We start from the raw sequence: 13,014 nt of genomic DNA, 5'->3' as shown, positions 1-13,014 counted from the left end.
CTAGGTGCCGGGACCGACGCGGGCGCGTCCACGGGCGTCCGGTGTGTCGGACGCCACGCGATCCTCAGGGGGAGTCGTCGTCGATGTCGTCGTCGATGTCGTCGTCGGTGTCGACGTCGATGCCGAGGGCGTCGAGGCGACCGCCCATGAGGGCCTGGGTCAGGGTCTCCTGCAGCCAGGTGAGGAAGTCGTACCAGGCCATGGCGTACCCGAGCGGGTCGTCGCCGTCGAGCGACTCGAGCGCGTCGTAGAGGGCCTCGGCGTCCTCCTCGGTGCGCATGCCCATCCGCTCGCCGAGGAGCAGGCGCACGTCGGTGAGCGCCACGAGGAAGGGCGGCGCCTCCTCGGGGGCCAGCTCGACACGGTCGTCGGCGGCGGCCTCGATGCGGCGCAGCGCGAGGTCGAGGTTGCCGCTCTTGCGCTGGCGCAGCCCCTCCTCGGTGAGGCGGCGGAACTCCGCCGCCACGGCGTCGTCGCCACGGTGCGCCGTGGGCAGCAGCCGGTCGAGCGCGGGGTCGCGCCCGTCCTCCTCCTCGCCGGCGTCGGCGCCGGATGCGTCGGACGCGTCGGACGCGTCGGCGGCCTTGAGCGACAGGCCCATCGAGGCGACGAGGTCGTCGAAGGCGTCGCCGGTGGGCTCGACCTCCGGGGACAGCAGGATGCGCGTCTGCTCCATGAGGCCGCGCAGCACCGTGCGCTCCAGGTCGTCGAGGAGGGCGACGTAGCGGTCGTCCTCACGCAGGAAGGCGCGTGCCATCACTCGTCCTTCTCGAAGGTGGCCCACAGGCCGTAGCCCTGCAGCGCCTCGGCGTCGCGTTCCATCGACTCGCGGGGGCCGTTGGCCACGACGGCGCGGCCCTTGACGTGCACGTCCATCATCAGCTTCTCGGCCTTGGCGCGGGGGTAGCCGTAGTAGGTCTCGAACACCCACGTCACGTAGGTCATGAGGTTGACCGGGTCGTTCCAGACGATCGTCACCCACGGCACGTCGGGCGCGACGACCTCCTCCACGGAGGTGGTCTCCTCCTCGACCGGGGCGAGGGACAGGCTCGGCGTCACGGGACCACCCTAGGTCCCCCGACGCAGACGCCCGACGCCTCCGTCTCGGGCCGGTTCCACCCGGGGTGCCGGGGACCGGCGCACATAGGGTGGACGCGTGAGCCCGACGAGCCCTCGCGCCGCGAGCACGGCGCTGCTGACCGACCACTACGAGCTGACGATGCTCCAGGCGGCCCTCGCCTCGGGCGAGGCCCACCGACGCTGTGTCTTCGAGGCGTTCGCGCGGCGGTTGCCCGAAGGTCGGCGGTACGGCGTCGTCGGCGGCACCGGGCGGGTCCTCGAGGCCCTCGAGCAGTTCCGCTTCGGCGACGACGAGCTGCGCTTCCTCGAGAGCGCCGGGGTCGTCGACCGCCCCACGCTCGACTGGCTCGCGGGCTACCGCTTCTCCGGCGACGTCACGGGCTACGCCGAGGGCGAGTGCTACTTCCCGGGCTCGCCGGTGCTCGTCGTCGAGTCGACCTTCGCCGAGGGTGTCCTGCTCGAGACCCTCGTGCTGTCGATCCTCAACCACGACACCGCGATCGCGTCGGCGGCCTCGCGCATGACCGCCGCCGCCGGCGACCGCCCCTGCATCGAGATGGGGTCGCGCCGCACCCACGAGGAGGCCGCCGTCGCGGCCGCGCGCGCGGCCTACGTGGCCGGGTTCGGCACGACGAGCAACCTCGAGGCGGGCCGACGCTTCGGCGTGCCCACCGCGGGCACGGCCGCGCACGCCTTCACCCTCCTCTACGACTCGGAGCGGGAGGCGTTCACGGCCCAGGTCGACTCGCTCGGCAAGGGCACGACGCTGCTCGTCGACACCTACGACGTGCACACCGCCGTCGACCTCGCCCTCGAGGTCGCAGGAGCCGAGCTCGGCGCGGTCCGCCTCGACTCCGGCGACCTGCTCATCCAGGCCCAGGAGGTGCGCGCGCAGCTCGACGCCGCCGGCAACCACGACACCCGCATCATCGTGACGAGCGACCTCGACGAGTTCGCCATCGCCGCCCTCGCCGCGGCGCCGGTCAGCGGGTACGGCGTCGGCACGGCGCTCGTGACCGGCTCGGGCGCCCCGACGGCCTCGATGGTCTACAAGCTCGTCCAGCGCGAGGACGGCTCGGGCGCGATGGCCCCGGTGGCCAAGAAGAGCAAGGACAAGGCGTCGGTCGGCGGGCGCAAGTGGGCGATGCGTCGCCGCAACGGGTCCGGGGTCGCGCAGGCCGAGGTCGTCGGCATCGGCGAGCGGCCCCACGACGACGGCGACGACCGGCCGCTCATGGTCGATCTCGTGCGCGGCGGCGAGGTGGTCGACCACCAGGACATCCACGAGGCGCGGGCCCGCCACGAGGCCTCGCGGGCCGAGCTGCCCCGGGCCGCCGCCCAGCTCTCCCGCGGCGAGCCGGTCATCCCGACGATCTACGAGGAGCACTGAGCCATGGACGGATCCGCGCACCCGACCGACGCGAGCACCCGCGCGCTCGTCATCGTCGACGTGCAGAACGACTTCTGCGAGGGCGGCTCGCTCGCCGTCGCCGGTGGTGCCGCGGTGGCCGAGGCGGTCAGCGCGCACGTCGGTGCGCACACCGGCGACTACGCCCACGTCGTCGCCACCGCCGACTGGCACATCGACCCGGGCGAGCACTTCAGCGCGGAGCCCGACTACGTCGACTCGTGGCCGGTGCACTGCGTCGCCGAGTCGGCCGGGTCGCAGTTCCACCCGTCTCTTGCCGGAGCGCTCGGCCATGTCGAGGCGGTCTTCCGCAAGGGCCGCCACGAGGCCGCGTACAGCGGGTTCGAGGGCGTCAGTGACGACGGCGAGCACACCGACCTGGCCTCGTGGCTGCGCGAGCGCGGCGTCACGGCCGTCGACGTCGTGGGCATCGCGACGGACCACTGCGTGCGCGCCACCGCCCTCGACGCGCGGGGCGCCGGCTTCGACACCACCGTCCTGCTCGACCTCACCGCCGGCGTCGCGCGACCGACGACCGACGCCGCCCTGGAGCAGCTCGACGCCGCCGGCGTCCGACTCGTCGGCACCCCGACCGTCGGGGGCTGACCCGGCCCGTGGGTCGAGGTATCACGTCGCGCCAGCGCGCGGGCAGATACCTCGACCCGGTCCAGAGTCAAGCGGGTCGAGGTGTCCCGTCGCGGTGGAGCGCGAGCAGATACCTCGACCCGTCGAGTGCTGACCGACGTGTCGGTCAGGCGAGGACCGCCCGCAGGGCCTTGGCGGCTCGCTCGAGCCGCGGTGCGACCGTGCGGACCTCGAGGGGCTCGAGGGCGATGACGCCGACCGACGCCTCGACGGCGTCGGGGTCGCCGGTCAGCACGGGCACGGCGAGCCCGTGCGCCCCGGTCTGCAGCTCGCCGTCGCTGGCGACGACGTCGCGACGCCCCTCGCGCCCGGCGAGGATCGCGCGCCCGGCGGCCCCCTGGTCGAGGCGGTGCCGCGCGCCGGAGCGGTAGGCGACGTGGAAGTCGGTCCACGTCGGCTCGACGACGACGAGGGCCAGCGCCTCGTCGCCCTCGGCGATCGTCAGGTGGGCCGTCGCGCCGACGGCGTCGGCGAGCTCGCGCAGCACCGGACGCGCCTCGGTGCGCACGATCGGCGTCACGGCGGCACCCAGACGTGCCAGGCCGAGGGCGATCCGCACCCGGCCGTCGGCGACGCGCGAGACGAGCCGGTGCGCCTCGAGTGTGGCCACGAGCCGGTACACGACCGGACGCCCGACCCCGAGCTCGCCGGCGAGCTGGGTGATCGTCAGCCCACCGGACCGCCCGGGCAGGGCGAGCACCTCGAGCACGCGGATGCCGCGGTCGAGGGTCTGGGAGGACTCGCTGCGTCCCGTCGGGTCGGCCACGACGTGCCCGCCCTCCTCAGCCCTCGGAGTGTGCGCCGCCGGGCGCCGGGTGACCCAGGCCCTTCGACCACGACATCGCGTAGAGCCCGTCGTCGACGGCCAGGCCGGCCTCGCCGAGCTCGAGCGGGCGGAAGGTGTCGACCATGACGGCGAGCTCGTCGAACCGCTCGACCCCGAGAGAGCCCTCGGTGGCACCCGGCTGCGGGCCGTGCGGGTGGCTGCCGGGGTGCACCGAGATCGAGCCCTTGCCGATGCCCGAGCCCTTGCGCGCCTCGTAGTCGCCGTCGACGTAGAACATGATCTCGTCGCTGTCGACGTTGGAGTGGTAGTACGGCACCGGTACGGCGAGCGGGTGGTAGTCGACCTTGCGGGGCACGAAGTTGCAGATGACGAAGTTCCAGCCCTCGAAGACCTGGTGCACGGGCGGCGGCTGGTGGATGCGCCCGGTGATCGGCTCGAAGTCGCGCACGTTGAAGACGTACGGGTAGAGGCAGCCGTCCCAGCCGACGACGTCGAGCGGGTGGAACGGCAGCGTGTGGACCGTGCCGACGACGCCGCCGGGCCCGTTGCCGCGGTGCTTGATGTGGACCTCGGTCTGCTCGTCGGGGCTCGCGCCGACGTCCTCGGCCAGCAGCGGGCCCGCGGGCTGGCGCAGGTCGCGCTCGCAGTAGGGGGCGTGCTCGAGCAGCTGGCCGTACTTGCTGAGGTAGCGCTTCGGCGGCGCGATGTGGCTGTTGGCCTCGATGCAGTAGGCCCGCAGCGGCTCGTCGGCGTCGACGACGGGCAGCCAGCGGTGCGTCGTGGCGCGCGGGATGACGACGTAGTCGCCCTCGGCGACGTCGAAGGCACCGAAGACGGTCTCGACGCGGGCCGCACCGCGCTCGACGTACACGCACTCGTCGCCGATACCGTTGCGGTACCACGGGCTCGCCTGTGCGGCAACGGCATACGAGATGCGCACGTCGCCGTTGCCGAGCACGAGTCGACGCCCGGTGACGACGTCGGTGCGCGCCACGGCGTCGGCGTCGAAGAGGTCGTGCAGCTTCAGGTGTCGCGGGGTCAACGGGTGGTTCGGCGTCGTCGACTGGTCGGGCAGGTCCCACACCGCGGCGCCGACCGTGGTCGACGGGATGTTGCGGTGGTAGAGCAGCGAGGAGTCGGAGGAGAAGCCCTCCTCCCCCATCAGCTCCTCGTAGTACAGCTCGCCCGGCTGCCCGTCGGCGCCGGGACGGCGGTGCTGGGTGTGCCGCTTCGGGGGAATGTCACCGACGGCGTGGTAGTGCGCCATGGACCGCTGACCTCTCTGTCGTCCTCACGTCGACGCGTCCGCTCAACGGACGTGGACGTATCGCTACGGCAACAGTGGAGTACGCTCCGGAACCATGTCAAGGACGCCGTTCGCGCCCCTGTTCGACCGTCTCGTCGACGACGCCGCGGTCTTCCCGCCCGGCAACGCCGCGCTCGAGGTCGCCGTGCGTGAGCACCTCGACCGTCGCACGACCGGCCACGGCGCGCACGTCGGGCCGCTCCTCGTCCCCGCCACGGCCGCCGGGGACCTCACCACACTCGCGGCCTCCGACGAGCGCACCGCGAACGAACCCCTCGCGGTCTCGCTCGTCGTGCGTCCCGGCTCGCCCGGCGAGGCGCTCGCCGACGCGGTCGGCCTGCTGCGCGAGGACGCGCGGGTGCTCGTCTCGGCCGGCGAGGTCGGCTGGTCCGCCGACTGGCGAGCGCTGCTCGACCTCGAGGTGCCGCTCGTCGTCGAGGTCGGCACCGGAGCCGAGCAGGAGCGGGCGCTCGACGACGTCGCCGAGGCCGTCGACGACGACCACGACGTGCGCGCCAAGTTCCGCACCGGGCCGACGCCGACGTGGCCCTGGCCCGACGAGGCCGCCCTCGGCACCTTCCTCGACGCCGCCGTCCTTCGCGGCCTGTCGTTCAAGCTGACCGGCGGCCTGCACCACGTCGTGCGCGGCCGGTACGACGGCGAGCCGATGCACGGCCTGCTCAACGTCCTGCTCGCCGTCCACGAGGCCCTCGACGGGGCCGAGGCGCCGCACCTGGCCGCCACGCTCGCGCGCACCGACACCGAGGTGCTCGTCGGCGCCGTCTCCTCGCTCGGGCCCGACGACTCCACCCGCGTCCGCCGCGCGTTCGCGTCGTACGGGTGCTGTGGCGTCCTCGACCCGCTGCACGAGCTCGAGGCCCTCGGCCTCGTCCCCTGAGCCGCTCGACGCCGTTCCACCACGCCTGCCCACCACGCCTGCACACCACGAGTTCCCCACCACGACAAGGAGATCGACGTGACGACGACGTGGCTCGACGTCCCTGCCGACCACCCCTTCGGCATCCACACCCTGCCGTACGGCGTCTTCAGCACGGCCGAGGACCCGGACCGACGCGTCGGCGTCCGCATCGGCGACCTCGTGCTCGACGCCGGCAAGGTCGCGGCGATCGGCCGCGACGCCGGGCTCGTCGGCGACGGACCCGACCTCGCCACCGCGTGGCTGACACCCAGCCTCAACGCCTTCCTCGCCCTCGGCCGCCCCGCGTGGACGGTCGCCCGGCAGTGGCTCACCGAGGTGCTCACCGACGACGTGCACCGCGACGGGGTCTCCCCCCACCTGCACCCGCTCGCCGACGTCGTCCTCCACCTGCCGATGGAGGTGGCCGACTACGTCGACTTCTACGCGAGCGAGGACCACGCGAGCAACGTCGGGAAGGTCTTCCGCCCCGACAACGCCGCCCTCCCGCCGAACTGGAAGCACCTGCCGATCGGCTACCACGGGCGCGCGGGCACCGTCGTCGTCTCGGGGACCGACGTCGTGCGGCCCACCGGCCAGCGCAAGGGACCGAACGACTCTGCGCCAGTCTTCGGCCCGAGCATCCGTCTCGACATCGAGGCCGAGCTCGGCTACGTCGTCGGCGGCGCGACGGAGCTCGGGAGCCGGGTGTCGGTCGACCAGGCGGTAGATCACCTCTTCGGCGTCGTGCTGCTCAACGACTGGAGCGCCCGCGACCTGCAGGCGTGGGAGTACGTGCCCCTCGGCCCGTTCCTCGGCAAGTCGTTCGCGACGACGGTGTCGGCGTGGGTCACCCCGCTCGAGGCGCTCCGGGCCGCGCGCGTGCCGCTGCCCGGCCAGACCGACCCGGAGGTGCTGCCCTACCTGCGCGGCGATGCCTTCGGTCTCGACGTGCACGTCGAGGTCGCACTCAACGGCACCGTCGTCAGCCGCCCCGAGCACCGCGTCATGTACTGGTCGCCCGCCCAGATGCTGGCCCACCTCACCGTCAACGGCGCCTCGCTGCGCGACGGCGACCTCTTCGGCTCCGGCACGATCTCCGGTCCCGAGAAGGGCTCCCGCGGCTCGCTGCTCGAGCTGACGTGGAACGGCACCGACCCGCTGCAGCTGCCCGACGGGTCGACGCGCGGGTTCCTCGAGGACGGCGACACCGTGACCATGACGGCCTGGGCCCCCGGGCCCGACGGCGCCCGCATCGGCATCGCCGAGGCCACCGGCACGATCCGCCCCGCCCGCTGAGCCGCGGCACGCTCGCAGACCCGACGGAAGGACCGACATGTCGCAGACGGCGACGCCCCTCGGCGTCCACTCCGAGGTGGGCCGGCTGCGCACCGTGCTGTGTGCCGGCCCGGCCTGGCCCACCGCCGGCTGACACCGAGCACGTCGGAGGACCTCCTCTTCGACGACGTCATGTGGGTCGAGAAGGCCCAGGCCGACCACGCCGACTTCGTCGCGCAGCTGCGCGGGCTCGGCGTCGAGGTCGTCGAGCTGCACGACGCGCTCGCCGAGACCCTCGCCGTTTCGGCCGCCCGGGAGTGGCTGCTCGACCGCAAGATCGTCGCGAACACCGTCGGGCTGGGCCTCGTCGAGGGCACGCGGGCCTTCCTGGACTCACCTCGACACCGTCTTCACCTTCGCCGACCGCGACGTCGTGACGCTCTACCCGGCGATCATGGACCGGGTCCAGACCTTCAGCCTGCGCCCCACCGACGCCGCGCCGGGGATCGAGGTCACCGACGAGGGCGGCACGCCGTTCGTCGACGTCGTGGCGCGGGGCCGGCATCGAGGTCATCACCATCGTGGGCTCCGAGCTCGGGCGCGGCCGCGGCGGGGGCCACTGCATGACGTGCCCGATCGTGCGCGATCCCGTCGACTACTGAGCCCCGGTCGTCCGGCACCGCGGTGGTCCGGACGGCGAACGTCCGGTTCCCCCTCTACGGTCGCGCCATGAGCGAAACCACAGGGAGCCCGGGACAGCCCGGCCAGGAGCACATCGAGCAGGACCTGCACGGATCACGTTTCGACCGGGTCGACCTGAGCGACAGCACGTTCCGCGCCGTCGACCTGCACGGGTCGGAGTTCGACCAGGTCCACCTCACCGACGCCACCTTCCGGTTTTCCGAGCTGCGCCGCGTCGTCATGCGCGGGGTCGAGCTGCAGGACGTCGACATCACCGGCGAGCTGCTCAACGTGACGGTCAACGGCGTCGACGTCGTGCCGCTCGTCGAGGCCGAGCTGGACCGGCGCGACCCCGACCGGCCGAGGATGCGTCCGACCGACCCGGACGGCTTCCGCGAGGCCTGGGACGCCGTCGAGCGGCTCTGGGCCGGCACGGTGGAGCGCGCCCGCACCCTCCCGCCGGACCAGCTGCACGCGTCGGTCGACGGCGAGTGGTCGTTCGTCGAGACCCTGCGCCACCTCGCCTTCGCGACCGACGCGTGGGTCGGCCGGGGCGTGCTCGGCGACCCCGCACCGTGGCACCCGCTGGACCTGCCGTGGGACGACATGCCCCCGACGCCCGGAGTGCCTCGCGACCGCGAGGTGCGCCCCTCCCTCGACGAGGCGCTGGAGCTGCGGCACCAGCGGATGGCCACCGTGCGCGAGGTCGTCGACGGCATCGACGAGACGGGGCTGGACCGGATGACGACCCCGGTCGACGCGCCCGGATGGCCGCCACCGGGCCGGTCCTTCGCGGTGCGCGACTGCCTCCTCGTCGTGCTCAACGAGGAGTACCACCACCGGCTCTTCGCCGAGCGCGACCTCACGGCCCTCACCCTGCGCACCGACGCGTCCTGACCCCGGACGCGCGACGCGCCCCCGACCAGCCGGTCGGGGGCGCGTGGCGCAACGGAGTGCAGCGTCAGTGGATGACGACGGGTGCCGCGGAAGCCTCCACGTCCTCGTCGAGCAGGTGCGACTGCTCGTGCCGGCGCGGCAGGAACCACGCCGCGACGAGCGTCGCCGCGCAGAGGATCGCCGCGATCAGGAACGTCCGGCCGTAGACGTCGGCGAGCTCTGCGACCGCCTGCGCCATGCCCTGCGGGCCGAGCCGGTCCTTGACCGACGGGTCGAACTGGGCGCCCAGCACGGCACCGGCCTTCGGCGACTCGTTGAGGTAGGTGGTGAAGACGACCGAGATGACGGCCACCCCGATCGAGCTCGCGATCTGCTGGGTGATGTTGAGCAGCGTGGACCCGCGCGCCACCTGGTGGTGGGTCAGCGTCTTGAGCGCCGAGGTCATGATCGGCATCATCGTGCCGCCCATGCCGAGACCCATGACGAACAGGACCGGGATGACGAAGCCCCAGTAGCTCGTGTCGGGACCGACGAGGGTCAGCGCGAACATGCCGGCGACGATCGCGGCGAGGCCGAACGGGACGATGCGCCCGACCGGGAAGCGGTCGGCGAGCGCGCCCGCGACCGGCATCGTCAGCATCGCGCCGATGCCCTGCGGCACCATGAGGTAGGCGGAGTGGAGCGGGGTCTCGGCCCGCACCTGCTGCAGGTACTGGGGCACGAGGAGCAGGCCGCCGAAGAACGCAGCCCCGAAGAGGAACATCGTGATCGTCGCGACCGTGAGGCGCCGGTTGGAGAAGAGGCGCAGGTCGAGCAGCGGGTGCGCCGGCCGGAAGCTGTAGAGGACGAAGGCAGCGATCATGGCCAGTCCCACGAGCCCGGGTCCGTAGACCTTGGCCGAGGTGACGCTGCCCTCGCCCGGGATCGAGCTGACGCCGTAGAGGAAGAGCGCCAGGCCCGGCGACATGAGCAGCATGCCGATGAGGTCGAAGGACTCGGACGGCTGGGGGCGGTCGGAGGGCAGGGCCCACATCGCGTACCCGACGGCGACGAGGCCGATCGGCACGTTGATGAGGAAGATCCAGTGCCACGAGTAGTTGTCGATGAGCCAGCCGCCGAGGATCGGGCCGAAGATCGGGCCGAGCAGCATCGGGATGCCGAGCACGGCCATGAGTCGGCCCATCCGCTCGGGGCCGGCGGCGCGGGTCATGATCGTCATGCCGAGCGGCATGAGCATGCCGCCGCCGAGGCCCTGCAGCACGCGGAAGCCGATGAGGACCTCGATCGACCCGGCGGCCGCGCACAGGGCCGAGCCGGCCGTGAAGAGGATGACGGCCATGATGTAGAGCCGCTTGGTGCCGAAGCGGTCGGCGGCCCAACCGGTGAGCGGGATGACCGTCGCGAGCGCGAGCGTGTAGGCCGTGACCGTCCACGCGACGGTGGAGTACGCGAGGGGCTGGCCGCCCGGCTGGGCGAAGACGGTCTGGAACTTCGTCAGCGCGATGTTGACGACGGTGATGTCGAGGATCGACATGATCGCGCCGAGCACGACGACGCCGGCGACCTTGAGGACCGCGGCGTCGAGCTTGTCGGGATGGCCGGGCGAGACGCCCGCGGGGGTCGTGGTGGTGGATGAGGACACAGCGGTGCTCCGGACTCGAGGTGGAGTGTGGGAACGGCGTCGGCGCCGTGGGCAGCGGTTGGTGACCGCGCGAGCGACATTGTGCCCGGAACCACCGACACCGGGACAAACCCTTTTCGCCCTCGGCGTGACGACCGGTCACGGGACGCACGACGCGCCCCCACCTCGCTCGGTGAGGGCGCGTCGGTGCGTGCGGAGGGTCAGCCCTGCTTGCGCGGCTGCTTGCCCTCGACGACCTGGGTGCTCGCGACCTTGTCGTGCAGCGCCTGGCGCTTGTCGTCCCAGAGCGGCCACAGGTAGTCGATGAGCGTCAGGATGCCGACGAACTGCCCGGCGAGCGGCACGAGGCGGCGCAGCGCCGCGGTACCCAGCGGCAGCGGGCCCGGCTCGGACATGCGACGGACGCTGATGCCGAGCGCCATCTTCCCCGGGGTCTGGGCCACGGTGGTCCAGAACGCCACGCAGTACACGGAGACGAAGATCCACGAGGAGATGCCGATCCGCAGGGACTGCGACGTGAGGTCGCTGACCATGCGCTGCATCGCCGCCTGGTCCTGCGTGGCCGCGACGTTCATGAACCGCTGGAACGTGTCGGTGAAGTCGGGGGCGACGATCCGGGTGAGGATCACCGAACCGATGAGGAGGATGACGCCGTCGATGAGCCAGGCCGCGAACCGCTTGCCCCAGGACGCCAGCGGCACGCCGTCGGCGGTCGTCTTGACGTTGTACAGCCACTGCGCGCCCGGCCCGGGAGCGGTGTACTGGGGCGCCTGCTGGTACGGGGACTGCTGGTAGGGCTGCTGCCCCTGCTGACCCTGCTGCCAGCCGCCCTGTGGCATGGGCGTCGTCGGGGTCGGCGCCCCGGTGGCCGTGGGCGCCGCGGCCCCGGTGGCGTCGCTTCCGGCGTCGGCGCCGTACGCGCGCCCGATCGTGCTCTGTGAGGCGGTCGGCGACTTCTTCGGCGCGGTGTGGTTGGTCCACGTGACCCCGTCCCAGTACCGGAGCATGTCAGGGTTGCTGGGGTCGTCGTACCACCCGGAGGGCTGCTGGCTCATGGCTCAACTCTGCCACGCCGACGGGCCCGTCACCGGTAAGGGTGACGGGCCCGTGGCCGTGGTGTCTCAGAGGTTGCCGCGCTTGTCCTGCTCGCGCTCGATCGCCTCGAAGAGGGCCTTGAAGTTGCCCTTGCCGAAGCCGAGCGAGCCGTGCCGCTCGATGAGCTCGAAGAAGACCGTCGGACGGTCGCCGAGCGGCTTGGTGAAGATCTGCAGGAGGTAGCCGTCCTCGTCGCGGTCGACGAGGATCTTGCGCTTCTGCAGCTCCTCGATCGGCACGCGGACGTTGCCGATGCGCTCGCGAAGCTCAGCGTCCTCGTAGTAGCTGTCCGGGGTGTCGAGGAACTCGACGCCGTTGGCGCGCAGGGCGTCCACCGATGCGAGGATGTCGTTCGTCGCGACGGCGAGGTGCTGGGCACCGGCGCCGCGGTAGAACTCGAGGTACTCGTCGATCTGGCTCTTCTTCTTGGCGATGGCCGGCTCGTTGAGCGGGAACTTCACGCGGTGGTTGCCGTTGGCGACGACCTTGCTCATGAGCGCCGAGTAGTCGGTGGCGATGTCGTCGCCGATGAACTCGGCCATGTTCACGAAGCCCATGACGCGGTTGTAGAAGCCGACCCACTCGTCCATGTGGCCGAGCTCGACGTTGCCGACGATGTGGTCGAGCGCCTGGAACAGACGCTTCGGCTGGCCCTCGCGCTTGACGTGGGTCGAGGTGGTCGGCACGTAGCCGGGCAGGTACGGACCGGCATACGTCTGGCCGTCGACGGTTCGCTGGACGAGCGTGTGGCGGGTCTCGCCGTACGTGGCGATGGCGGCGACGCGCACGGTGCCGTGCTCGTCGGTGTGGTTCGCCGGCTCCTCGAGGACGGTGGCGCCGGCCTTGCGGGCCTGGGCGATGCACTTGTCGACGTCGGGCACCTCGAGGGCGATGTCGACGACGCCGTCGCCGTGGCGGCGGTGGTGGTCGGCGAGCGGGCTGTCGGGGTCGACGGCGCCCTTGACGACGAAGCGGATCGAGCCGCTGCGCAGCACGAACGCCTTGTGGTCGCGGTTGCCGTTCTCGGGGCCCGAGTAGGCGACGAGCTCCATGCCCCACGCGCTCTGGTAGTAGTGCGCGCTCTGGGTGGCGTTGCCCGCGACGAAGACGATCGCGTCCCAGCCGGTGACGGGGAAGACATCGGTGTTCTCGTCGTACTCGACGAGGCCGACGAGCTGCTTGAGCTGGTCGAGGTCGAGGTCGGCCTCGCGCTCCTGCGAGGTGAGGTCGGCGGCCTGAGACGGCATCGTGTCAGTCATGGCGGGAGCGTGGCCCACCT

Annotated in this window: 13 protein-coding genes and 2 pseudogenes; 8 read left to right on the top strand and 7 right to left on the bottom strand. The window is 72.2% G+C overall.

The window, feature by feature from the left end; translation table 11 throughout:
• Positions 1 to 64: 64 nt before the first annotated feature.
• Together RY076_RS15150 and clpS are read right to left on the bottom strand one after the other, a co-directional pair.
• Positions 65 to 757: a DUF2017 domain-containing protein gene (locus tag RY076_RS15150; RefSeq protein WP_323099511.1), complete on the bottom strand. Its 693-nt coding sequence runs from the start codon at positions 755 to 757 to the stop codon at positions 65 to 67.
• Positions 757 to 1,059 (bottom strand): ATP-dependent Clp protease adapter ClpS, encoded by a 303-nt coding sequence (gene clpS, locus RY076_RS15145; protein WP_076259177.1) that lies wholly within the window; start codon positions 1,057 to 1,059, stop codon positions 757 to 759. The genes RY076_RS15150 and clpS overlap by 1 nt, the downstream gene beginning before the upstream one ends.
• Positions 1,060 to 1,219: 160 nt before the next feature.
• On the opposite strand from clpS, the gene RY076_RS15140 reads away from it, so the two are divergent.
• Both RY076_RS15140 and RY076_RS15135 read left to right on the top strand, forming a co-directional pair.
• Positions 1,220 to 2,470, top strand: coding sequence for a nicotinate phosphoribosyltransferase (locus RY076_RS15140; RefSeq protein ID WP_413785788.1), 1,251 nt, complete (start codon positions 1,220 to 1,222; stop codon positions 2,468 to 2,470).
• Between the two features lie 3 nt (positions 2,471 to 2,473).
• A complete protein-coding gene (locus RY076_RS15135; protein ID WP_323099507.1) occupies positions 2,474 to 3,094 on the top strand; it encodes an isochorismatase family protein in 621 nt (206 codons plus the stop codon).
• Positions 3,095 to 3,239: 145 nt separating this feature from the next.
• On the opposite strand, the gene RY076_RS15130 is transcribed toward RY076_RS15135, so the two are convergent.
• Complete coding sequence (locus tag RY076_RS15130) at positions 3,240 to 3,899, bottom strand: IclR family transcriptional regulator (protein ID WP_323099505.1); 660 nt, start codon at positions 3,897 to 3,899, stop codon at positions 3,240 to 3,242.
• 16 nt (positions 3,900 to 3,915) lie between these two features.
• The gene (locus RY076_RS15125) at positions 3,916 to 5,187 is read right to left on the bottom strand and encodes a homogentisate 1,2-dioxygenase (protein ID WP_323099503.1); all 1,272 of its coding nucleotides are present in this window, start codon (positions 5,185 to 5,187) and stop codon (positions 3,916 to 3,918) included.
• Between the two features lie 94 nt (positions 5,188 to 5,281).
• Between RY076_RS15125 and RY076_RS15120 the strand changes: the two genes are divergently transcribed.
• The 6 genes and pseudogenes from RY076_RS15120 (at position 5,282) to RY076_RS15095 (ending at position 8,998) form a co-directional block, all read left to right on the top strand.
• Complete coding sequence (locus tag RY076_RS15120; RefSeq protein ID WP_323099501.1) at positions 5,282 to 6,124, top strand: hypothetical protein; 843 nt, start codon at positions 5,282 to 5,284, stop codon at positions 6,122 to 6,124.
• A gap of 78 nt (positions 6,125 to 6,202) precedes the next feature.
• Positions 6,203 to 7,441, top strand: coding sequence for a fumarylacetoacetase (gene fahA / locus RY076_RS15115; protein ID WP_323099499.1), 1,239 nt, complete (start codon positions 6,203 to 6,205; stop codon positions 7,439 to 7,441).
• A gap of 171 nt (positions 7,442 to 7,612) precedes the next feature.
• A pseudogene (locus RY076_RS15110) lies at positions 7,613 to 7,753 on the top strand (arginine deiminase family protein); the annotation flags it as partial.
• Positions 7,754 to 7,853: 100 nt separating this feature from the next.
• Positions 7,854 to 7,913, top strand: a pseudogene (locus tag RY076_RS15105) (hypothetical protein); the annotation flags it as partial.
• Positions 7,914 to 7,983: 70 nt separating this feature from the next.
• Complete coding sequence (locus tag RY076_RS15100) at positions 7,984 to 8,082, top strand: arginine deiminase family protein (protein WP_413785787.1); 99 nt, start codon at positions 7,984 to 7,986, stop codon at positions 8,080 to 8,082.
• Between the two features lie 67 nt (positions 8,083 to 8,149).
• Positions 8,150 to 8,998, top strand: coding sequence for a DinB family protein (locus tag RY076_RS15095; protein WP_323099497.1), 849 nt, complete (start codon positions 8,150 to 8,152; stop codon positions 8,996 to 8,998).
• Between the two features lie 64 nt (positions 8,999 to 9,062).
• Here the strand turns inward: RY076_RS15095 and RY076_RS15090 are convergent, their stop codons facing one another.
• From RY076_RS15090 to hppD, 3 genes are all read right to left on the bottom strand, one after another.
• Positions 9,063 to 10,640, bottom strand: a complete 1,578-nt coding sequence (locus RY076_RS15090; protein ID WP_323099496.1) for a DHA2 family efflux MFS transporter permease subunit — start codon at positions 10,638 to 10,640, stop codon at positions 9,063 to 9,065.
• 200 nt (positions 10,641 to 10,840) lie between these two features.
• Complete coding sequence (locus tag RY076_RS15085) at positions 10,841 to 11,695, bottom strand: RDD family protein (RefSeq protein ID WP_323099494.1); 855 nt, start codon at positions 11,693 to 11,695, stop codon at positions 10,841 to 10,843.
• A gap of 66 nt (positions 11,696 to 11,761) precedes the next feature.
• Positions 11,762 to 12,994 carry a 4-hydroxyphenylpyruvate dioxygenase gene (gene hppD / locus RY076_RS15080; protein ID WP_323099492.1) on the bottom strand — a complete coding sequence of 411 codons (1,233 nt, stop codon included), beginning with the start codon at positions 12,992 to 12,994 and terminating at the stop codon, positions 11,762 to 11,764.
• Positions 12,995 to 13,014: the final 20 nt, after the last annotated feature.

This window comes from Intrasporangium zincisolvens (assembly GCF_034724055.1).
In the GTDB taxonomy this organism is placed as follows: domain Bacteria; phylum Actinomycetota; class Actinomycetes; order Actinomycetales; family Dermatophilaceae; genus Monashia; species Monashia zincisolvens.
Note: the sequence above shows the minus strand (reverse complement) of the source record. Positions and strands in the feature narration are given on the sequence as shown.

Excerpts from the sequence above, each read along its gene's own strand:
- RY076_RS15150 (WP_323099511.1), bottom strand. The coding sequence starts at position 757 with ATGGCACGCGCCTTCCTGCGTGAGGACGACCGCTACGTCGCCCTCCTC.
- RY076_RS15140 (WP_413785788.1), top strand. The coding sequence starts at position 1,220 with ATGCTCCAGGCGGCCCTCGCCTCGGGCGAGGCCCACCGACGCTGTGTC.
- RY076_RS15135 (WP_323099507.1), top strand. The coding sequence starts at position 2,474 with ATGGACGGATCCGCGCACCCGACCGACGCGAGCACCCGCGCGCTCGTC.
- RY076_RS15125 (WP_323099503.1), bottom strand. The coding sequence starts at position 5,187 with ATGGCGCACTACCACGCCGTCGGTGACATTCCCCCGAAGCGGCACACC.
- RY076_RS15120 (WP_323099501.1), top strand. The coding sequence starts at position 5,282 with ATGTCAAGGACGCCGTTCGCGCCCCTGTTCGACCGTCTCGTCGACGAC.
- RY076_RS15095 (WP_323099497.1), top strand. The coding sequence starts at position 8,150 with ATGAGCGAAACCACAGGGAGCCCGGGACAGCCCGGCCAGGAGCACATC.
- RY076_RS15085 (WP_323099494.1), bottom strand. The coding sequence starts at position 11,695 with ATGAGCCAGCAGCCCTCCGGGTGGTACGACGACCCCAGCAACCCTGAC.
- hppD (WP_323099492.1), bottom strand. The coding sequence starts at position 12,994 with ATGACTGACACGATGCCGTCTCAGGCCGCCGACCTCACCTCGCAGGAG.